We start from the raw sequence: 18,995 nt of genomic DNA on the forward strand, positions 1-18,995 counted from the left end.
GCCCACCGCACGACCCGAGAGGAGCTCGACATGACCACCACCCATCCCACCCCGGAGACCGCCGCGCCACCGCTCGGCGACTGGACCGCCTGGCACCTGCACCTCGGCACCGCCGCCGTCAGCGCCGCCGACCGCGTGCTGCGCGAGACCGTCGCGCCGGTGGTGGCCACGCTGCCCGGGCACGACTGGTTCTTCATCCGCTACTGGCAGGGCGGCCCCCACGTGCGGCTGCGCGTCGCCGACCTGACCACCGAGCAGGTCGTCGCCACGACCGCGCTGCTGGAGGAGTCGCTGCGCGCCTCCGGCGCCGCCCGCGACGACGAGACGCCGCTCGACGTCGCCGCGTTCGGCGACGAGGCCGCCCGCCACGCGCGCGCCGAGACCGGCGAGAACCGGGTCGTCGCCGACGTGCGCCGGCTCGGCGTCCACCCGGCGGTCTACGAGCCCGAGCTGGCCCGCTACGGCGGGGCCGCGCTGATGGCCTCGAACGAGGCGCTGTTCGAGCTGTCGAGCCGCCTGGTGCTCGCCGTGCTGCGCTCCTCGCCCACCCGCGGGCAGCGCGCGGCGACCGCGCTGCGCGCCACGATCGCCGCGGCCGCCGCCCTGGGCGACGCCGCCGACCAGGCCGTCTTCTACGGCATCGGGCTCGGCGCCTGGCGGCGCTGGGCCGAGGAGTTCGGCTACCCGGCGGACGCCGTCCGCGCGGCCCTGGCCACGAGCCCCGAGACGGTCGCCGCGGTGCCCGTCGACCCCACCGCCCACGGACCGTTCGCGCCGTGGCACGAGGCCGTGCGCGGCCTGGTGGACGACGTCCGCGCGCTCGCGCCCGAGCGGCACCCCGGCGAGATCGTCTCGTCGCAGGTGCACATGACCCACAACCGGCTGGGGCTGGGCATCCTCGACGAGCTGCGCACCTACGCGCTGCTGGCCAGCGCGTTCCCGAGCAGCGTCGCCACCGGGTAGCCGTAGAGCCGGTCGCGGTGGGCCAGGCCGGTCTCGGCGGCCCACGCGCGGTCGCGCGCGTCGCGCTCGGGGCCGGCGGGCAGGTGCAGCAGCGCGACCGAGCGCCGCGAGCCCTGCTGCAGGTGCCCGGCGCGACTGGCGCGACGGCGCTCGTACGCGGTCAGCGCCGCGGGCCGGTCGGCGGCGGCGAGGGCCGCGGCCAGCTCGACCGCGCCCTCCACCGCCTGGTTCGCGCCCTGCGCGAGGAACGGCGCCATCGGGTGCGCGGCGTCGCCGACCAGCGCGACGCGCCCGCTCGTCAGGTGCTCGAGCGGGGCGCGGTCGTGCACGGCGTGCCCGCGCAGCATCTCGACGGCGTCGAGCACGGCGCGGACGTCGTCCGGCCAGTCGGCCAGGCGGCGGCGCAGCGGCTCGGGGTCGGTGGCCGCCGTCCAGGCCGGGGCCGTGGGGTCGTCGTCCTCACCGGGGACGACGACCACGAGGTTGAGCTCGCGGCCGCCGGCGACGGGGTAGGCCACGACGTGCGCGCCCGGCCCCACCCAGAGGCGGACGACGGGCGCGGCGAGGTGCGCGGGCAGGCCCGCGAGCGGCACGAGGGCGCGGTGCGCCCACAGGCCGGAGTAGAGGGGGCGGTCGGGGCCGAGGGCGGCGCGGACGACCGAGCGGATGCCGTCGGCGCCGACGAGCGTGCCGGGGTGCAGCGTGCGGCCGTCGGCGAGGGTGACGACGGGTTCGTGTGTCTCGTGGACCGACGTGACGGCGGTGCCGGGGCGCACGTCGGCGACGGACGCGACGCGCGCCAGCAGGGCGGCGTGCACGTCGGCCCGCCGCACCGTGACGTAGGGGGTGCCGTAGCGCTGCTCGCACGCGTGCAGCGGCGCCCGGCCGAGCAGCCGGCCGTCGCTCGCGCGGGTCTCCTGCGCGTGGACGACGACCGCCCCGGCCGCGTCGAGGTCGACGCCGAGCCGGCGCAGCACCGCGACCGTCGGCGGGGCGATCTGGAGGCCGCCGCCGGCGGACGACGCGCCCACGGACGCCGACGCGTCGAGCACGGTGGCGTGCCCGCCGCGGTGCGCCCAGGCGCCCGCGATGACGAGACCGGCGAGTCCGGCGCCGACGACGAGGACGTCGTCCTGGCTCACTAGAGCCAGCCGTGGGCGCTGGCCAGGCGCGCCGCCTCGAAGCGGTTGCGGGCCGAGGCCTTGCGGATGGCCGACGAGCTCACGTTGCGCACCGTGCCGGGGGTCAGGAACAGCTTGGCGGCGATCTCCTTGATGGGGCAGCCGCTCGAGGTCAGGATCATCACGTCGCGCTCGCGGCGGCTCAGCGGCGAGGCGTCCGCCTCGGGCCGCGGCGCCACGACGCCGACGTCGATGGTCGGGCAGCCGGCGGCCGCCCCGCGCACGGCGTGGATCAGGTGCGCCATCCCGGCGTTGTGGCTCACGATGCTCACCGACCCGCCGCGCGTGGCCTCGTCGACGATCGCCGCCGTGGGCTGCGTCGCCACGAGGACGACGTTGCAGCTCGGCGCCTCGACGCCCAGGCGCTTGGTGGCCGAGAGCACGTTCGGGCCGATGTCGCCGGCCACGACGGCCACGCACTTGCCGAGGCGGGCGGCCTCGCGGCCGAGGTCGTGCAGGTCGCTCAGCACCAGGATCGACCCCGCCTGGGTGGCCGCCCGCAACGACTCGGCGATCACCTCCGCGGTCAGTCGACACTCGTGCCAGACCACCAGCCGCAGCGCGCTGCTCGCGCCGCGGGTGGTCGGTCGTCGGTCGTCGGTCATCGTCATGGTCTCGCTCCCTCGCTCCACTCCCATGCCTGCAGCCTGCGCCAGCGACCAGGCCCTCACAACGGGATCGCAGGGGGCACTTGTGGTGCTGGCACGTTGTGCCCGTGGGGTGCGACCGGCCCGCCGAGGCCGACGCACGACACGGGCCCTGAGCTTGGTCGTCGGGACGGGGACGTTCGCGTTCACGGTGCGGGGTCTCGAGGCTCGGCCGTGGCCGGCCTCGCACCTCGACCACCGGCGGAGCGGCCGGATGACGATGGTCGAGGTGCGAGGAGCCCCGGCGACGAGCCTCGAGACCTCCGGCCCTCCTATGCCGCCGCGACCCCACGGACCCTGAGCCGGTCGAAGGGACGTTCGCGTTCACGGTGCGCGGTCTCGAGGCTCGGCCGTGGCCGGCCTCGCACCTCGACCACCGGCGGAGCGGCCGGATGACGATGGTCGAGGTGCGAGGAGCCCCGGCGACGAGCCTCGAGACCACCGGCCCTCCCGTGCCGCCGCGACCCCACGGACCCTGAGCCGGTCGAAGGGACGTTCGCGTTCACGGTGCGGGGTCTCGAGGCTCGGCCGTGGCCGGCCTCGCACCTCGACCATCGTGCGGAGCGGCCGGATGACGATGGTCGAGGTGCGAGGAGCCCCGGCGACGAGCCTCGAGACCACCGGCCCTCCCGTGCCGCCGCGACCCCACGGACCCTGAGCGTGGTCGTTGGGACGGGGACGTTCGCGTTCACGGTGCGCGGTCTCGAGGCTCGGCCGTGGCCGGCCTCGCACCTCGACCACCGGCGGAGCGGCCGGTGACGATGGTCGAGGTGCGAGGAGCCCTGGCGACGAGCCTCGAGACCTCCGGCCCTCCTATGCCGCCGCGACCCCACGGACCCTGAGCGTGGTCGTTGGGACGGGGACGTTCGCGTTCACGGTGCGGGGTCTCGAGGCTCGGCCGTGGCCGGCCTCGCACCTCGACCACCGTGGGGGTGCCACTCCGGTGGTCGAGCCGCAAGGGACGGCCTCGCGCAGGCGCTCGGCCTGCCCGACCACCGGTGGGGGTGGAACCGCGGTGCGCGGACGCCGTCCGCCCTAAAGTTCTGGCATGCCGGTTGCGACGCACCTCAACGCCGCCGTCCGCGGCCGCGTGGACGGCGAGGTGCTCGTGCTGCTGCACGGATTCGGCTGCGGCCAGGAGATGTGGCGGCTCGTCGCGCCCGCCCTCGAGCGCGACCACCGCGTCGTCACCTTCGACCTGCCCGGCTCGGGCGCCGCCGACCCGGCCGCCTACGACGCCGTCCGCCACGGCTCGCTCGAGGGCTACCGCGACGACGTCGTGGCGCTGCTCGACGAGCTCGACCTGACCGGCGCCACCCTGGTCGGCCACTCGGTCTCGTCGATGATCGCGGTGCTCGTGCAGGCGGCGCGGCCCGACCTCGTCTCCCGGCTGGTGCTGGTGGCGCCGTCCGCCCGCTACCTCGACGACGACGGGTACGTCGGCGGGTTCGCCGAGGCCGACATCGCCGACCTGCTGGCGCTGATGGGACGCAACCACCTCGGCTGGCAGGACCCCCTCGCCCGGCTCGTGGCCGGTACCGACGGCGACGTCAAACACGAGCTGGAGCAGTCGTTCTGCCGCACCCGGCCCGAGGTCGCCGAGCAGTTCGCCGCCGTGACGTTCCGCGGCGACAACCGCGACGACCTCGCCGCGGTCACGGTGCCGACGCTGGTGCTGCAGGCGCGCGACGACGTCGTCGCCCCGATGTCGGCCGGCCGGTTCGTGGCCGACACGATCCCCGGGGCGACGTTCGAGGTGATCGACACCCGCGGCCACTGCCCCCACCTCACCGCGCCCGACGAGACGACGAGGTCGATCCAGCGCTTCCTCACGACGGCCGGCTGATGGTCGCCCGGGCCGAGCAGCACGACGCGTCGACCGGCTCCGCCCCCGACGACGACCTGCCCTGCGGCGACGTCGTCCTCGACGCGGACGGCGTCATCGCGTCGGCCAACGCCGAGTTCCACCGCATCGTCGGCCGCGAGCCCGGCACCGTCGCCGGACGCTGCACCCTGGCCTCGCTGCTGCCCGCCGGCGGCCGGGTCTACCTGCAGACCCACCTGTGGCCGGTGCTGCAGCACGACGGGGTCGTGCGCGAGGTCTCGCTCGACCTGCTGCGGCCCGACGAGACCCGTGTGCCGGTGCTGGTCAACGCGCGCGCCGACGCCGTCGTCCCGGGTCGCGTGCGGCTCGCGGTGTTCGAGACCCGCGAGCGGCACCGCTACGAGGACGGGCTGCTCGAGGCGTCCCGCGCCGCCGAGCGCGCCCGGTCGCAGGCGGCCGCCCTCGCCCAGACCCTGCAGGCCACGCTGATCCCGCCCGCGCCGCCGGCCATCCCGCGGCTCGCCGTCTCGGCCACCTACCGGCCCGCCGGCGACGGCACGGTGGTCGGCGGCGACTTCTACGACGTCTTCCGGGTCGACGCGGCCAGCTGGGTGATCGCGCTGGGCGACGTCAGCGGCAAGGGGACGTCGGCCGCGGTCGTCACCTCGTTCGTGCGCTACACGATCCGCGCGCTCGCCGTGGAGCACCCCGACCCGGCCGACCTGCTCCACGAGCTCGACCGCCGCTTCGACCGCGACGAGCTCGGCCACTACTGCACCGTCGTCCTCGCCCTGCTCACCGAGATCGACGGCCGCTGGCGGGTGCGGCTCGCACTCGCCGGCCACCCGCCGGCGCTGGTGCGGGGTCGCGACGGATCGGTGACCGAGCTCGGGGAGTTCGGCAGCGCCATCGGGCTGTTCGACGAGGCCCGGTTCACCTGCGTCGAGCACACGCTCGCCGACGAGGTCGTCACCTTCTACACCGACGGCGTCACCGAGGCGCACCGCGGCGGCGAGCTGTTCGGCGAGGCCGCCCTCGGCGAGCTGATCGCCTCCGCCCCCCACGACCCCCGCGAGGTCACCGCCCGCGTCGCCGACGCCGTCCTGACCTTCCAGGGCGGCGACGCCAGCGACGACATCGCCGTCATCTCCTTCGCCGCCGCCCCCCAACTCCCCTGACCGTCCACGGTCCCGCCGACGGCCTCGCGCTCGGCCCGCTCGACCACTGGCGGGGTCGGATGACGATGGTCGAGGTGCGAGGAGCCCTGGCGACGAGCCTCGAGACCTCCGGCCCGCGGAGGTCGGCGCAACTGCACGGACCCTGAGCTTGGTCGTTGGGCCTGGCCGTGATCGGGCGCGTTCGCGTGGTCGGTGCGGGGTCTCGACGACGGCCTCGCGCAGGCGCTCGGCCTGCTCGACCACCGGTGGCTGCCCTTCGACAGGCGCAGGGTCCGTGCAGCCCAGGTCGCGTCGACGGAGAGGGGTCTCGAGGCTCGGCCGTGGCCGGCCTCGCACCTCGACCATCGTGGGGGTGCGTCTCGTGGTTGAGCAGCGAGCGACGGCCTCGCGCGGGCGCTCGGCCTGCTCGACCACCGGTGGCCGCCCTTCGACAGGCGCAGGGTCCGTGGAGCCCAGGTGGCGTCGACGGAGAGGGGTCTCGAGCTCGACCGTCGGCATGGCGTGTGGTCACCCCCGCCCCGAGGGGTGGGGGAGGGCGGAGGGTGGGTGGTTCGCTGGAGGTCATGCGCATCTTCTTCACCGGCGGCAGCGGCAAGGCGGGTCACCACGTGGCTCCTTACCTCGCCTCCCAGGGCCACCAGGTCGTCAACGCCGACCTCACCCCGCTCGGCCACCCCGACGTCATCGACCTGCGCGTCGACCTGACCGACGCCGGCGAGACCTACTCGGCCATGGCGGGCGTGCCCGCACCCGGCGACTTCGACGACGACGGCCTCGACCTGACGCACGGGTCGGCGTACGACGCCGTCGTCCACTACGCCGCCATCCCCGCCCCGCAGGTCCACTCCGACCAGAAGACCTTCGCCACCAACATCCTGGCCCACTACAACGTGCTCGAGGCCGCCACCCGGCTCGGCATCCGCAAGATCGTCTTCGCCTCGTCGGAGACGACGTACGGCGTCTGCTTCGGCCAGGGCGACCGCAAGCCGCTCTACGTACCGGTCGACGAGGAGCACCCGGTGGTGCCCGAGGACTCCTACGCGATGTCGAAGGTGGCCGGCGAGGTCGTGGCGCGCTCCTTCCACGCCCGCACCGGCGCCGACGTCTACGGGCTGCGCATCAACAACGTCATCGAGCCGCACGAGTACGCCGAGCTGTTCCCGCCGTTCCTCGAGGACCCCTCGCTGCGGCGCCGCAACCTGTTCGCCTACATCGACACCCGCGACCTCGGTCGGCTCACGCTCCACGCCCTCGAGACCGACGGCCTGGGCTACGAGGTCTTCAACGTCGCCAACGCCGACATGTCGGTCGCGGCGACCACCGACGAGGTCATCGCACGCTTCTACGAGGGCGTCGAGGTGCGGCGTCCGATGGGCCGCGACGAGACGTTCTACTGCATCGACAAGGCCCGCGAGCTGCTCGGCTACGAGCCGCAGCACTCCTGGCGCGACGTGCTCGCCGACCCCGGCCGCTGAGCCGTCAGGACGACCTCCGCCGCAGCGCGCGCGTGGCGGCGGCGACCCCCACGACGTAGACGACGTGGCCGGCCAGCGACGTGGCGAGCAGTCGGCCGCGCCACCGCCACGGCGGCGGGGTGTCGCCGAGGGTGGGCAGCAGCACGAGGGCCATGGTCTGGCAGCCGGCCCACAGCGCCACCGGCGCCGCCCACCCCGGGCCGAGCCGGCGGCGCAGCACCGGGTAGGCCAGGCCGATCGCCGACCCGTAGCCCCAGTGGGCCAGCGCGAAGTAGGCGCGGTGCTCGCCGCCGTCCCGCGGCTCGCGGCGCAGCACGGCGGCGACGGCGGTGACCACGTGCGAGCTCGCGTCGTAGTCGACGACGTCGACGCTGTCGGGCAGCAGCCGTCGCTCGAGGCGGCTCGTCGCCGACATGGCCGCCGAGCCGGCGGCGCCGGCCAGCAGCGCCCGCCCGGCGGTGGCGGCCGTGCCGGCGGCGGTCACGCGGGGTCGGTGGCGGCCGACGACTGGACGTCGCCGCGCTGCGAGGTGCCGGGCGCCGAGTCGGTGCGCCGCGAGCGCTGCAGCGCCTCGGTGACGCCGGTCCAGGTGAAGCCGGGCTCGAGCAGGTCGCGGCGGACGTCGTCCTCCTCGGCGACCATGTCGACCGACAGGCTCTCGACGAGGTGCTCGACGGTGGAGCGGTCCATGCCGCTGATCAGCGCGCACGCGCGGCCGACGAGCCAGACCGGCACCCACGGCACCGGGAACCGCGCGCGGCGCAGGCCGGCCACCGAGGCGTAGCGGTCGAGCAGCTCGGGGTAGGTGACCACCTCGTCGCCGCCCACGTCGTAGGCGCGGTTGCGCGGCGTCCCCTCGACGGCGCGCCGGATGAGGTGGACGACGTCGTCGACGGCCACCGGCTGGATGCGGTGGCGCATCCACGCCGGCACGGGCGTCAGCAGCGGCACCCGCTCGCTCAGCCGCCGCAGCAGCTCGTAGGACGTCGACCCGGCACCGATCACCATCGCCGCACGCAGCACGGTGGCCGGCACCTCGGCGTCGAGGAAGACCTGCTCGACCTCGTGGCGCGACCGCAGGTGGTCGGACAGCTCGCCGTCGGGCACCAGTCCCGAGAGGTAGACGACGCGCTCGACCCCGGCGTCGGCGCAGGCGGCGGCCATGCGCTCGGCGGCCTCGCGGTCCTTGGTCACGAAGTCGTCGGAGTCCATGCCGTGCACGAGGTAGACGACGGCGTCGACGCCCTCGACCGCGGCGCGCACCGAGGCGTCGTCCGCGACGTCGAGCATGCGCGGCTGCACCTCGTCACCCCACGGGAAGTCGTCGGTCTTCGACTCGGTGCGGGTGGCGGCCAGCACGGTGTGGCCGCCCTCGAGCAGCTCGGGCACCAGCCGGGAGCCGACGTAGCCCGTCGATCCGGTCACGAGCACTCGGCGCGGCGTGGAGGTCATGTGGATCGAACCTGCCACGCGACGCCGCGGGCGGGCTCACCCGGCCCCCGCGGCGGGACGATGACCTGCGTCACGCGCGCTGCGCCAGCCGCGCGCGCAGCCGGGTGGCGAGCAGGCCGACCGCCGAGACCGGGTCGCGGTCGCGGGCCTGATCGCCGAAGTCGCCGTGGGCGCCGGCGTCCTGGTGCTCGTCGGACGGCTCGTAGAGGTTGCCGTGCCCGCGGTGGGTGGGCCGGTCGGTCTGCTGCGACTCGACGCCGGTGCGGGCGAGGTAGGCGTCCATGAACCACGGTGCGAAGCGGCCGCCGAGCACGGTCATCACGGTGCCGAGGCCGACCCACGTCTGCCGGCGCGGCCGCTCGGCGACGTCGACGATCGCGCGGGCGGCGACCTCGGAGGTGATCAACGGAGGCACGGGTGCCGGACGCCGCGGCATCCGGTTGAGGTTCCACGAGAACTGCGGGGTGTCGACGCCGGGCAGCGTGATCAGGCTGAGCCCGACGCGGCTGCCCTCGGCCTTCAGCTCGGTGCGGATGGCGTCGGTCGCGCCGACGATGGCGTGCTTGGCGCCGCAGTAGGCGGCCTGCAGCGGGATCGAGCGGTGGGCCAGCGCCGACGACACGTTGACGATCGAGCCGCGGTCGCGGGGCCGCATGTGCTTCAGCGCCGTGCGCATGCCGTTGACCTGGCCGAGGTAGGTCACCTCGGTGACGCGGCGGAACTCCTCCTCCGGGCTGTCCCAGAACCACGCCAGCGTGCCGACGAAGGCGTTGTTGACCCAGACCACGATCGGGCCGAGCTCGTCGGCCACCTGCCGCGCGGCGTCGTCGACCGCGGCGGCGTCGGCGACGTCGACCACCACCGTCACGCACCGGCCACCGGACCTGCGGACGTCGTCCGCGGTCGCCCGCAGCCCCTCCGCGCCGCGCGCCAGGACGCCGACGTCGTAGCCCCGCGCGGCGAGCTCGCGCACCGTCGCGCGGCCCACTCCCGCCGTCCCACCCGTCACCACGGCCACCGGGCGCACCTCAGTCATGCTCCCGACCCTCGCGGCCGGCGACCGCCCGGTCACCCTCCCCGCGAGGGAGGGCGCTCACCCCTGCACGTGAGCAGTGATGAGTTCTCGGGCCCGTCGCCGTCACACCGTCGACAGCACCGACGAGAGGATGAGCGATGAGCGCGACCACGCTGACGGAGGAGCCGGACGTGACGAGGCTGGACGAGGTGGAGGAGCCGGAGTTCACCGCGCTCGCGCAGCGGCACCGCCGCGAGCTGCACGTGCACTGCTACCGGATGCTCGGCTCGTTCGAGGACGCCGAGGACGCCGTGCAGGAGACGATGCTGCGGGCCTGGCGGCGCCGCGAGACCTTCGAGGGCCGCTCGACGCTGCGGGCGTGGCTCTACCGCATCGCCACCAACGCCTGCCTCGACCTGCTGGCGAAGCGGCGGCCGAAGGCGGCCACCGGCGGCGAGGTCACCTGGCTGCAGCCCTACCCCGACGCGCTCCTCGACGAGCTGCCCGCGGACGGCGCCGACGAGCCCGAGGCGGTGGCCGTCGCCCGCGAGACGATCGAGCTGGCCTACGTGGCCGCCGTCCAGCACCTCGCGCCGCGGCCGCGGGCCGTGCTCGTGCTGCGCGACGTGCTCGGCTGGCCCGCCAAGGACGTCGCCGACCTGCTCGGCGACTCGGTGAACTCGGTCAACAGCGCGCTGCAGCGGGCCCGGGCGGGCCTGCGCGAGCACCTGCCCGCCGCGCGGCAGGACTGGACCGACGACACCGCGGACGACGCCGCCACCCGCGACCTCGTGCGCCGCTTCACCGAGGCCAGCCTCGCCAAGGACGTCGACGCGCTCGCGGCGATGCTGCGCGACGACGTCCGCTTCGCCATGCCGCCCACGCCCGGCGTGCACGTGGGCCGCGACGCGGTGGTGGCCGACTGGGTGTCGGACGGGTTCGCCGAGCTGGGCGAGCTGCGCGCCGTGCCGACCGCGGTGAACCGGCAGCCTGCCGTGGCCTTCTACCTCTGGCGCGAGGGCGAGGGCGCGTTCCTGCCGCTGACCCTCGACGTGCTGCGCGTGGTCGACGGCGAGGTGGCCGAGGTCGTCATCTTCCACGCCGACCAGCTCGAGCGGCTCGGGTTGCCCGGGCGACTGCCGGCCGACGCGGGCTGAGGACGGGCCGGCGGCGGGCGCGCGTCAGGCTTGGGGGCCCGACTAGCCTGACCGAGCCTGCCTCCCGGTAGCGCACCCCTCCCGATTGGCCCCAGACCCCGGCCAGCGTCCTCTCCGAACGGACTCTGCGTGGCCGGCAACTCCACCCATCACTTCACCAACACCGCGGTGCTCGCGGTCGAGCGGTGCGAGGCCACCGAGGTCGTCCCGTCCCGTTCGTTCGACCGTCGGCTGGCCGACACCTACCGCCGCGCCCGGCTGCGCGGCGGCATGCTCGAGAACCTCGTCGGCGTCCGCGAGCGACGGTGGTGGGACGAGGGGACGACGTTCACCGACGGCGCCGCCGACGCCGGCCGTGCCGCCCTGTGGGCCAGCGGCGTCGCGGCCGCCGACATCGGCCTGATGATCAACACCTCGGTCAGCCGGCACTGGCTCGAGCCGGCGACGTCGGTGGTCGTGCACGACGCGATCGGGCTGTCGACGTCGTGCCAGAACTTCGACATCACCAACGCCTGCCTGGGCTTCCTCAACGGCATCGAGGTCGCGGGCGCGATGATCGACGCCGGCCTGGTCGACTACGCGCTCGTCGTCGACGGCGAGGACTCGCGGCGGCTGCAGGAGACGACGCTCGAGCGGCTCGCGGGCCCGACCACCACCGCCGCCGAGGTGATGGCGGAGTTCGCCGCGCTCACCCTGGGGTCGGGCGCGGTGGCCATGGTGCTCGGCCCGGCCGACCGGCACCCCGAGGGCCACCGGGTGGTCGCGGCGGCCAGCCGCGCGGGCACCGAGCACCACGCGCTCTGCGTGGGCGACGACGACCACATGCTCACCGACCTGCGGGGCCTGCTCGACGCCGGACTCGACCTGTCGCAGGCCCTGTGGGAGGACGCCGCCGCCGAGTTCGACTGGGGCGAGGGCATGGCCCGCTACTTCATCCACCAGGTCTCGCAGGTGCACACCGACGCGATCTGCCAGCGCCTCGAGATCGACCCCGCGCTCGTGCCGCGCACCTTCCCGACGTTCGGCAACATCGGCCCGGCTTCGGTGGTCTTCACCCTGGCCGGCGAGCAGGCCTCGCTCGAGCGGGGCGACCGGATCCTCATGATGGGCATCGGGTCGGGCCTCAACGCCTGCTGTCTGGCGATCGACTGGTGACCGCGCCCGCCGAAGACACCCACGCCCGCGACGACGGCCGGCCCGAGGCGCACGACCTGCCCGGCCTGCCCGATCTGCCCGACCTGCCCGGCCTCGACCGCCGGTGGTCCCGCACCGTCGAGGTCGACGACGCCGACGGCGTCCGACGCCGCTGGCACCTGCTCGACAACGGCGCCGAGCCCGTGCTCGGCACCCTGCTCTGCGTGCACGGCAACCCCACCTGGTCGTACCTGTGGCGCCGGCTGCTCGCGGGTGCGCCGCCGGGATGGCGGGTGGTGGCGGCCGACCACCTCGGCATGGGCTACTCCGAGCGCACCGGGTCGCCCCGCACGGTCGCCCAGCGGGTGGCCGACCTCGGCACCCTCACCGCGGCGCTCGGCATCGACGGCCCCGTGGTCACCGTCGGCCACGACTGGGGCGGCATCATCTCGCTCGGCTGGGCGCTCGAGCACCGCGACCAGCTGCGCGGCGTCGTGCTGGCCAACACCGCGGTGGCGCAGCCGCCCGGCGACCTCGGACCGCCGCTGATCCGCCTGGCGCACCTGCCCGGCGTCCGGCCGCTCGGATGTGTGGCCACCCCGGTCTTCGTGAGGGCCACCTCGGCGCTCTCGCGACCCGCGCTGCCGCGCGCCGTCCGCGACGCCCTGGCCCTGCCCTACGGCAGCCCGGCCCGCCGCCGGGCCGTGGGCGACTTCGTGGCCGACATCCCGTTCTCGCCGGGCCACCCCTCCTACGACGCCGTCGCCGGCTACGCCGAGGGCGTGCGCGGCCTCGACGTGCCCGCCCTGCTGCTCTGGGGCCCGCGCGACCCCGTCTTCGGCGAGCGCTACCTCGCCGACCTGCAGCAGCGGCTGCCGCACGCCTCGCTGCACCGCTTCGAGGGCGCCTCGCACCTGGTCACCGAGGACGCGCCGCAGTACGTCGACGCGGTGGGCGCCTGGCTGGGCGAGCTCGACCGGCCACGCCCCGTCGTCCCGGTGCCGCCCGCCGCGGTGGGGGAGCCTCCGTGGACGGCGCTGGAGCGCCGCGCGGCCGACCCCGGTCCGGCGCTCGCGGTCGCCGGCACCACGGTCAGCTGGGGCGCGCTGTCGCGACGGGTCGCCGAGCTCGCCGCCGGCCTGGCCGCGGCCGGCGTCCGCCCCGGCGACCGCGTCGGCCTGCTGGTCGAGCCGTCGGCCGACCTCGTCTCGGTCGTCTACGCCGCCTGGCGGGCCGGCGCGGTGATCGTGGTCGCCGACCAGGGCCTCGGCTACCCCGGCATGCGCCGGGCGCTGCGCGGCTCGGGGCTGCAGCACCTCGTCGCAGGGCAGCGCGGCCTGCTCGCCGCCCGGGCGATGGGGCTGCCGGGCACCCGCATCTCCGCCACGCCGCTGCCGGACGCCGTGCGCCGGCTGCTCGGCGTCGAGCACGACCTCGACGAGATCGGCCTCCTGGGGCGGCACGCGCCGCCGCCGCCCGTGCCCGGCCCCGACGACGACTGCGCCGTGGTGTTCACCTCCGGGGCCACCGGGCCCGCCAAGGGCGTCGTCTACCGGCACCGTCAGCTGCGCGCCCAGGTCGACCTGGTGCGGCGCACCTACGACCTGCGGCCCGACGACCGGTTCGTGGCGGCGTTCGCGCCCTTCGCCATCCTCGGCCCGGCGCTCGGGCTCGGCTCGGCGGTGCCCGAGATCGACGTCACCGCCCCCGACGGCCTGACCGCGCCGCTGCTCGCCGACGCCGTCGCCGCGGTCGACGCCCGCGTCGTGTTCGCCTCACCGGCGGCGCTGCGGCGGGTCGTGGCCACGCAGGACGACGTCAGCGCCGCGCAGCGCGACGCCCTGGCCGGCGTCCGGCTGCTGATGTCGGCGGGCGCGCCCGTGCCGGTGCCGCTGCTCGAGGCCGTGGCGCGGGTGCTGCCCGGGGCGCGGCTGCACACGCCGTACGGCATGACCGAGGCGCTGCCGGTGACCGACGTGTCGCTGGAGCAGCTGCGCGAGGCGGGCCCCGGTGAGGGGGTCTGCGTCGGCCGGCCGCTCGACGGCGTCGACGTCGGCCTGGCTCCGATCGCGGACGACGACCCCTCCGGCCCGACGGAGCCGAGCGACCGGCCGGGGACGACCGGCGAGATCTGCGTGCGCGCCGCGCACGTCAAGGACCGCTACGACGCGCGGTGGCTCACCGAGTGGCAGGCCGGGCGCCACGCCGGCTGGCATCGCACCGGCGACGTCGGCCACCTCGACGAGGAGGGCCGGCTGTGGGTCGAGGGCCGGCTGGCCCACGTGATCACCACGCCCGACGGTCCGCTGACCCCCGTGGGGGTCGAGCAGCGGGTCGAGGCCGTGCCGGGCGTGCGGGCCGCGGCCGCGGTCGGGATCGGTCCCGACGGCACCCAGGTGCTGGCCGTGGTGGTGGTCGCCGACGACGCGCCCAGCACCCGGCCCCGGCCGCGCGGTCGGCTCGGGCTGCGGCCCGCCGACCACGACCTGGCCGACATCGTCCGCCGCGCGGCCGGCGTGCCGGTCGCCGCCGTCCTGGCCGCCGACCGATTGCCGCTCGACATCCGCCACGCGGCGAAGGTCGACCGCACCGAGGTGGCCCGGCAGGCGCACCGGCTGCTCGCGGGCGGGCACGCGTGAGGGTGCTGGTCACGGGCGCCTCCGGGCTGCTCGGCCGGACGACGGTCGCGGCCCTCCAGGACCGGGGCGACGAGGTGACCACGATGCAGCGCCGCCCCGCCGGCGACGGCTCGACCGTCGGCGAGGTGCTGGGCGACGTCGCCGACCCGGTCGCGGTGGCGCGAGCCGTGGTGGGCCAGGACGCCGTGCTGCACCTGGCGGCCAAGGTCGACGTCGTCGGGGCGCGGGCCGACTACGTGCGCGCCAACGTCGAGGGCACCCGGGTCGTCGTCGAGCAGGCGCGCCGCGCCGGTGTCGCGCGGCTGGTGCACGTCTCGTCGCCCTCGGTGGCCCACGCCGGCCACCCGCTGGTCGGCGTCGGCGCCGGGCCGGCCGACCCGGACGGCGCCCGCGGCCACTACTCCCGCACCAAGGCCGCCGCCGAGCTGCTGGCGCTCGACGCCGACTCCGCCGCGCTCGCGGTGCTCGCGGTGCGCCCCCACCTGGTGTGGGGGCCCGGTGACACCCAGCTGGTGGGCCGGCTGGTCGAGCGCGCCCGGGCCGGGCGGCTCGTCGTCCTGGGCTCCGGCGCGGCCCTGATCGACACCACCTACGTCGACGACGCCGCCGCCGCGCTGGTGGCGGCGCTCGACGCGTGCGGGCCCGCGGCGCACGGCGAGGCCCTCGTGGTCAGCGGCGGCGAGCCCCGCCCGGTGGGGGAGATCCTCGAGCGGGTCTGCCGCGCGGCCGGCGTGCCGGGCCCGCGACGCCACCTGCCGGTGCGGCTCGGCCGGTGGGCCGGCAGCGCGGTCGACGCCGTCTGGGCCGCGACCGGGCGCACCGACACCCCACCGGTGACCCGGTTCCTCGCCGAGCAGCTCACGACCGCCCACTGGTTCGACCAGCGCCGCACGCGTGCGGTGCTCGGGTGGCGACCCGCCGTCGGTATCGACGAGGGCTTCGCCCGGCTGGCCCGCTGGCACGCCACCCGCGGTGCACCCCCGACCGGGTGAGACCACGGCCCTGCCGGCCACCCGGCGGGGCGGCCCCGAGGGGGTTCCGTCCACCTGGCCAGGCGGAAGCCAGGCCCCCCGAGGCGGCACCAGGCTTGAGAGCCGAGGACGAGGAGAACCATGACCGACATCGCGAGCACCCAGCCCGCCAGCACCACCCCGGGCACGACCCCGGGCACCGACGGCACCGCCGACGACACCGCCGACGACACCAGCAGCAGCGGCTCCGCCCAGGCGGCGGCGTCGACCGCCGCCGACGAGGGCAAGCACGTGGCCGGCGTCGCCCAGGGCGAGGCCGGCAAGGTCGCGACCGAGGCCAAGGACCAGGTGAGGTCACTGGTCGGCGAGTCCCGCGACCAGGTGGCCACCCAGCTCGACGACCAGACCCGCCAGCAGCGCGACAAGCTGGTCGGCACGCTCGGCACGCTCGGGGACGACCTCGACCGCATGGCCGACCAGAGCGACGCCGGTCTCGCCTCCGACGTGGTGCGCGAGGTCGCCGGGCACGCCCGCTCGCTGACCTCGCACCTCGACGGTCGCGAGCCGGCGCAGCTGCTCGACGACGTGCGCGACTTCGCGCGCCGCCGTCCGGGCCTGTTCCTGCTCGGGGCCCTCGCGGCCGGCGTCGTCGTCGGACGCGTCGTGCGCGGCGTCAAGGACTCCGACGACGTCACGACGGGCACGAGCGACCTGAGCAGCCCCGGTCGTGCCGCGCCGGAGACGGCGTCCAGCCCGACCCACCCGGCGGCGATCACCCCCGACCCGTACGCGCCGGTCGACGTGCCGCCGATGCCGCCGCCCGCGGCCGCGCCCTTCGCCGACGAGCCGGTGCCGGGGTCGGGTCGGTGAGCGGGACCGACACCCCGACCGGCTCCCACGCCGTCACCGGGACGGCCGGCAGCACCGGCAGCACAGGCAGCACCGGCAGCACCGGCAGCAGCGGCAGCAGCACGGGCTCCGGCAGCGGCGAGACGCGCAGCCTCGGCGAGATCCTGACCGAGGTCACCACCGACCTGAGCGAGCTGTTCAAGCAGGAGGTCGCGCTCGCCAAGGTCGAGCTGAAGCAGGAGGCCGGCAAGGCCGGCAAGGGCGCCGGCATGCTCGCCGGAGCCGGGGTGGCCGCAGTCATGCTGCTGGTCTTCCTCTCCCTCGCGCTGATGTGGCTGCTCGACGACGTGCTGCCCCGCTCGGCCTCGGCGCTGATCGTGGCCGGCCTGTGGGCGCTGGTCGCCGCCGCGCTCGCCGTGGTGGGCCGCACCAACCTCAGGAACGCCGACCCGGCGTTGCCGCAGACGCAGCAGACGCTCAAGGAGGACGCACGATGGGCGAAACACCCGACCAGCTGACCCAGGACATCGAGCAGACCCGCGGTCGCCTCGGCGACCACCTCGACGAGCTGCAGGACAAGGTCAGCCCCACCGCCATCGCCGGGCGTCAGAAGGACGCCGCGAAGTCGCGGATCATGGGGGTGCGCGACAAGGCCATGGGCACCGCCCGCTCGGCGGGCGACAGCACGCCGTCGGCGTCCGAGGCCGCCGACTCGGCCCGGCAGCAGGTGGCCGGCGCCCCGATCGCCGCCGGCGTCGTCGCCTTCGGTCTCGGCATGCTGGCCGCGGCGCTCGTGCCGGCCAGCCGCGCGGAGCAGAAGACCGCCACGCAGGTCAAGGACGCCGTGCAGGAGCACGCCCAGCCGCTGATGGACGACGCCAAGCAGGCGGCGGGCGAGGCGGCCGAGCACCTCAAGGGCAGCGCGGCCGAGTCGGTGCAGCAGGTCAAGGACAGCGCTTCCGATTCCGCGCAGCAGGTCAAGGACAGCGCTTCCGATTCCGCGCAGCAGGTCAAGGACAGCGGCCCCACCCCGACCCGGTAGGGCACGGCACCGCCGCAGCACCGCAGTACCGGCCGCCTCCGCCCGCACCCCGACGTCCCCGGGGCCGGGCGGGGGCGGTCCTCGCGTCCCGGCCCGGCTCGCGATGTCCGGCGCGGACGTCGGTAGCCGGCTCAGCCGGCGAGCGCAACGACCAGCGGCACGGGGGAGGCGAGCAGCACGACCCACCCGACCGCTCGTGCCCACGGGCTGATCGAGCCGCGCGGGTCGTGCACGAGGCCGCTCGGGCCGCGGTCGCCGAACAGAGAGCCGGCCACGAGCAGCACCGTGCTCGGCCAGAAGTAGGCGAAGTGCTCGAGGGCGTCGTCGAGGCCGACGCGCACCGAGCGGCTGCCGCGCACGCCCGCCAGCCACAGCCCCACCGTGGCGCGCCGCACCACCAGGCACCAGCACTCGACCAGCATCAGCACGAGCGCACCGACGGCCGCCGTCACGACCAGGCCGGCGCGCAGTCCCTCACCCGAGGAGTCCGGCAGCAGCAGCGCGGTGCCGAGCGCGAGCAGGAAGAACCCGACCAGCACCGCCTGGTCGGCGAGACCGGCGAGCCAGGCCCGGCCCCGGGACGCCGCCTCGCCCGGCCAGTGGCGGCCGTTCCACGGCTGCGCGGTCGGTGGCGGCGGCGTGGACCGGGACGGCGGGGGCGGGGGCGGTGGGTACGCGGACGACATCGTTCGGCTCTCTCGGAGGGTCGGGGGAGCAGGACGTGGCGAGCCTGCCCACCCGCGGCCCGGCGGACACCCCGGGGCCGTCCCGCCGACGTCCCGCGCGACTACCTCACCGCTGTACCTACTTAGCCGCCCTTGTACGGGCGGGTGAGTGCGCCTTGCGGTGAGGTAGTGCTGCCAGGGGCGGCCGAGACCCACTCAGGCCGGGCGCGCCGGCCGGGACGCCGAGGCCGGGCCGGCGGCGTCCCGCACCCGCTCGAGGACGCCGGTCGTGAACCGCGTGATCACGGCGAGGTCGTCGGCGCTCAGGTCGTCGAAGAGCAGCTCGCGCACGACCCGGGCGTGCGGCGGGGCGGCCTGGGTGATGGCGCGGCGTCCGGCGTCGGTGAGCGTCACCCACGCGCCGCGGCCGTCGTCCTCGCACTCCTCGCGACCGACCAGCCCACGGCCCTCCATGCGCTTGAGGTGGTGCGAGAGCCGACTGCGCTCCCACCCGAGCGCGGCGGCCAGGGGGCTGACGCGCAGCCGCGGCTCGTCGGCCTCGCTCAGCTGCACCAGCACCTCGAAGTCGGGCAGCGACAGCCCGCTGTCGGCCTGCAGCCGCCGGTGCAGGAGGGCGGGCAGCTCGCCGTTGAGCGCCAGCCAGGCGCGCCACGCGGTCTGCTGGTCGTCGCTCAGCCAGGGGCTCTCGCGGTCGGTCACAGACCCATCCTACCTAGATTGGTGACATATCACCTAGCGGAATAGATGACGTGTCACGTAGGTTGGGACCAGTGACGCCGCC

General features: G+C 75.9%; 18 protein-coding genes. 11 read left to right on the plus strand and 7 right to left on the minus strand.

Annotated elements, in window-relative coordinates:
• The first annotated feature begins 30 nt into the window (after positions 1-30).
• Positions 31-963, plus strand: coding sequence for a thiopeptide-type bacteriocin biosynthesis protein (locus tag ABEA04_RS16490; RefSeq protein ID WP_345461012.1), 933 nt, complete (start codon positions 31-33; stop codon positions 961-963).
• Here the strand turns inward: ABEA04_RS16490 and ABEA04_RS16495 are convergent.
• Both ABEA04_RS16495 and ABEA04_RS16500 read right to left on the minus strand, forming a co-directional pair.
• Positions 915-2,105, minus strand: coding sequence for an FAD-dependent monooxygenase (locus tag ABEA04_RS16495; RefSeq protein WP_345461015.1), 1,191 nt, complete (start codon positions 2,103-2,105; stop codon positions 915-917). The two genes, ABEA04_RS16490 and ABEA04_RS16495, sit on opposite strands and share 49 nt — an antisense overlap.
• Positions 2,105-2,755, minus strand: coding sequence for a LuxR C-terminal-related transcriptional regulator (locus ABEA04_RS16500; RefSeq protein ID WP_345461018.1), 651 nt, complete (start codon positions 2,753-2,755; stop codon positions 2,105-2,107). Before ABEA04_RS16500 ends, ABEA04_RS16495 begins: the two co-directional genes overlap by 1 nt.
• Before the next feature lie 1,084 nt (positions 2,756-3,839).
• On the opposite strand from ABEA04_RS16500, the gene ABEA04_RS16505 reads away from it, so the two are divergent.
• From ABEA04_RS16505 to ABEA04_RS16515, 3 genes are all read left to right on the plus strand, one after another.
• Entirely contained in the window at positions 3,840-4,637 is a 798-nt protein-coding gene (locus ABEA04_RS16505) for an alpha/beta fold hydrolase (protein ID WP_345461022.1), read from the plus strand.
• A complete protein-coding gene (locus ABEA04_RS16510) occupies positions 4,637-5,794 on the plus strand; it encodes a SpoIIE family protein phosphatase (RefSeq protein ID WP_345461025.1) in 1,158 nt (385 codons plus the stop codon). Before ABEA04_RS16505 ends, ABEA04_RS16510 begins: the two co-directional genes overlap by 1 nt.
• 563 nt (positions 5,795-6,357) lie before the next feature.
• The gene (locus tag ABEA04_RS16515) at positions 6,358-7,269 is read left to right on the plus strand and encodes an NAD-dependent epimerase/dehydratase family protein (RefSeq protein ID WP_345461028.1); all 912 of its coding nucleotides are present in this window, start codon (positions 6,358-6,360) and stop codon (positions 7,267-7,269) included.
• 4 nt (positions 7,270-7,273) lie between these two features.
• On the opposite strand, the gene ABEA04_RS16520 is transcribed toward ABEA04_RS16515, so the two are convergent.
• The 3 genes from ABEA04_RS16520 to ABEA04_RS16530 all read right to left on the minus strand — a co-directional run bounded on the left by ABEA04_RS16520 (position 7,274) and on the right by ABEA04_RS16530 (position 9,757).
• A complete protein-coding gene (locus ABEA04_RS16520; protein WP_345461031.1) occupies positions 7,274-7,753 on the minus strand; it encodes a hypothetical protein in 480 nt (159 codons plus the stop codon).
• A complete protein-coding gene (locus ABEA04_RS16525) occupies positions 7,750-8,721 on the minus strand; it encodes an NAD(P)H-binding protein (RefSeq protein ID WP_345461034.1) in 972 nt (323 codons plus the stop codon). Before ABEA04_RS16525 ends, ABEA04_RS16520 begins: the two co-directional genes overlap by 4 nt.
• A gap of 70 nt (positions 8,722-8,791) precedes the next feature.
• The gene (locus ABEA04_RS16530) at positions 8,792-9,757 is read right to left on the minus strand and encodes an SDR family oxidoreductase (protein WP_345461037.1); all 966 of its coding nucleotides are present in this window, start codon (positions 9,755-9,757) and stop codon (positions 8,792-8,794) included.
• Positions 9,758-9,894: 137 nt separating this feature from the next.
• Here ABEA04_RS16530 and ABEA04_RS16535 point away from each other — a divergent pair, with 137 nt between their 5' ends.
• The 7 genes from ABEA04_RS16535 to ABEA04_RS16565 all read left to right on the plus strand — a co-directional run bounded on the left by ABEA04_RS16535 (position 9,895) and on the right by ABEA04_RS16565 (position 17,528).
• Positions 9,895-10,893 carry an RNA polymerase subunit sigma-70 gene (locus tag ABEA04_RS16535; RefSeq protein ID WP_345461040.1) on the plus strand — a complete coding sequence of 333 codons (999 nt, stop codon included), beginning with the start codon at positions 9,895-9,897 and terminating at the stop codon, positions 10,891-10,893.
• A 129-nt stretch (positions 10,894-11,022) separates the two neighbouring features.
• A complete protein-coding gene (locus tag ABEA04_RS16540) occupies positions 11,023-12,048 on the plus strand; it encodes a 3-oxoacyl-ACP synthase III (RefSeq protein WP_345461043.1) in 1,026 nt (341 codons plus the stop codon).
• Positions 12,045-14,666, plus strand: coding sequence for an alpha/beta fold hydrolase (locus tag ABEA04_RS16545; RefSeq protein WP_345461046.1), 2,622 nt, complete (start codon positions 12,045-12,047; stop codon positions 14,664-14,666). Before ABEA04_RS16540 ends, ABEA04_RS16545 begins: the two co-directional genes overlap by 4 nt.
• Positions 14,663-15,658, plus strand: a complete 996-nt coding sequence (locus ABEA04_RS16550) for an NAD-dependent epimerase/dehydratase family protein (protein WP_345461049.1) — start codon at positions 14,663-14,665, stop codon at positions 15,656-15,658. Before ABEA04_RS16545 ends, ABEA04_RS16550 begins: the two co-directional genes overlap by 4 nt.
• A 120-nt stretch (positions 15,659-15,778) precedes the next feature.
• Complete coding sequence (locus ABEA04_RS16555; RefSeq protein ID WP_345461052.1) at positions 15,779-16,507, plus strand: hypothetical protein; 729 nt, start codon at positions 15,779-15,781, stop codon at positions 16,505-16,507.
• A complete protein-coding gene (locus tag ABEA04_RS16560) occupies positions 16,504-17,004 on the plus strand; it encodes a phage holin family protein (protein WP_345461055.1) in 501 nt (166 codons plus the stop codon). Before ABEA04_RS16555 ends, ABEA04_RS16560 begins: the two co-directional genes overlap by 4 nt.
• A complete protein-coding gene (locus tag ABEA04_RS16565) occupies positions 16,980-17,528 on the plus strand; it encodes a DUF3618 domain-containing protein (RefSeq protein ID WP_345461058.1) in 549 nt (182 codons plus the stop codon). Before ABEA04_RS16560 ends, ABEA04_RS16565 begins: the two co-directional genes overlap by 25 nt.
• A 131-nt stretch (positions 17,529-17,659) precedes the next feature.
• On the opposite strand, the gene ABEA04_RS16570 is transcribed toward ABEA04_RS16565, so the two are convergent.
• Both ABEA04_RS16570 and ABEA04_RS16575 read right to left on the minus strand, forming a co-directional pair.
• Positions 17,660-18,214 carry a hypothetical protein gene (locus tag ABEA04_RS16570; protein ID WP_345461061.1) on the minus strand — a complete coding sequence of 185 codons (555 nt, stop codon included), beginning with the start codon at positions 18,212-18,214 and terminating at the stop codon, positions 17,660-17,662.
• Between the two features lie 195 nt (positions 18,215-18,409).
• The gene (locus ABEA04_RS16575; RefSeq protein ID WP_345461063.1) at positions 18,410-18,913 is read right to left on the minus strand and encodes a MarR family winged helix-turn-helix transcriptional regulator; all 504 of its coding nucleotides are present in this window, start codon (positions 18,911-18,913) and stop codon (positions 18,410-18,412) included.
• Positions 18,914-18,995 lie beyond the last annotated feature (82 nt).

The sequence above is a fragment of the Nocardioides marinquilinus genome, assembly GCF_039543705.1.
Lineage (GTDB): Bacteria > Actinomycetota > Actinomycetes > Propionibacteriales > Nocardioidaceae > Nocardioides > Nocardioides marinquilinus.

Excerpts from the sequence above, each read along its gene's own strand:
- ABEA04_RS16565 (WP_345461058.1), top strand. The coding sequence starts at position 16,980 with ATGGGCGAAACACCCGACCAGCTGACCCAGGACATCGAGCAGACCCGC.
- ABEA04_RS16515 (WP_345461028.1), top strand. The coding sequence starts at position 6,358 with ATGCGCATCTTCTTCACCGGCGGCAGCGGCAAGGCGGGTCACCACGTG.
- ABEA04_RS16555 (WP_345461052.1), top strand. The coding sequence starts at position 15,779 with ATGACCGACATCGCGAGCACCCAGCCCGCCAGCACCACCCCGGGCACG.
- ABEA04_RS16570 (WP_345461061.1), bottom strand. The coding sequence starts at position 18,214 with ATGTCGTCCGCGTACCCACCGCCCCCGCCCCCGCCGTCCCGGTCCACG.
- ABEA04_RS16535 (WP_345461040.1), top strand. The coding sequence starts at position 9,895 with ATGAGCGCGACCACGCTGACGGAGGAGCCGGACGTGACGAGGCTGGAC.
- ABEA04_RS16505 (WP_345461022.1), top strand. The coding sequence starts at position 3,840 with ATGCCGGTTGCGACGCACCTCAACGCCGCCGTCCGCGGCCGCGTGGAC.
- ABEA04_RS16500 (WP_345461018.1), bottom strand. The coding sequence starts at position 2,755 with ATGACGATGACCGACGACCGACGACCGACCACCCGCGGCGCGAGCAGC.
- ABEA04_RS16530 (WP_345461037.1), bottom strand. The coding sequence starts at position 9,757 with ATGACTGAGGTGCGCCCGGTGGCCGTGGTGACGGGTGGGACGGCGGGA.
- ABEA04_RS16525 (WP_345461034.1), bottom strand. The coding sequence starts at position 8,721 with ATGACCTCCACGCCGCGCCGAGTGCTCGTGACCGGATCGACGGGCTAC.
- ABEA04_RS16510 (WP_345461025.1), top strand. The coding sequence starts at position 4,637 with ATGGTCGCCCGGGCCGAGCAGCACGACGCGTCGACCGGCTCCGCCCCC.
- ABEA04_RS16490 (WP_345461012.1), top strand. The coding sequence starts at position 31 with ATGACCACCACCCATCCCACCCCGGAGACCGCCGCGCCACCGCTCGGC.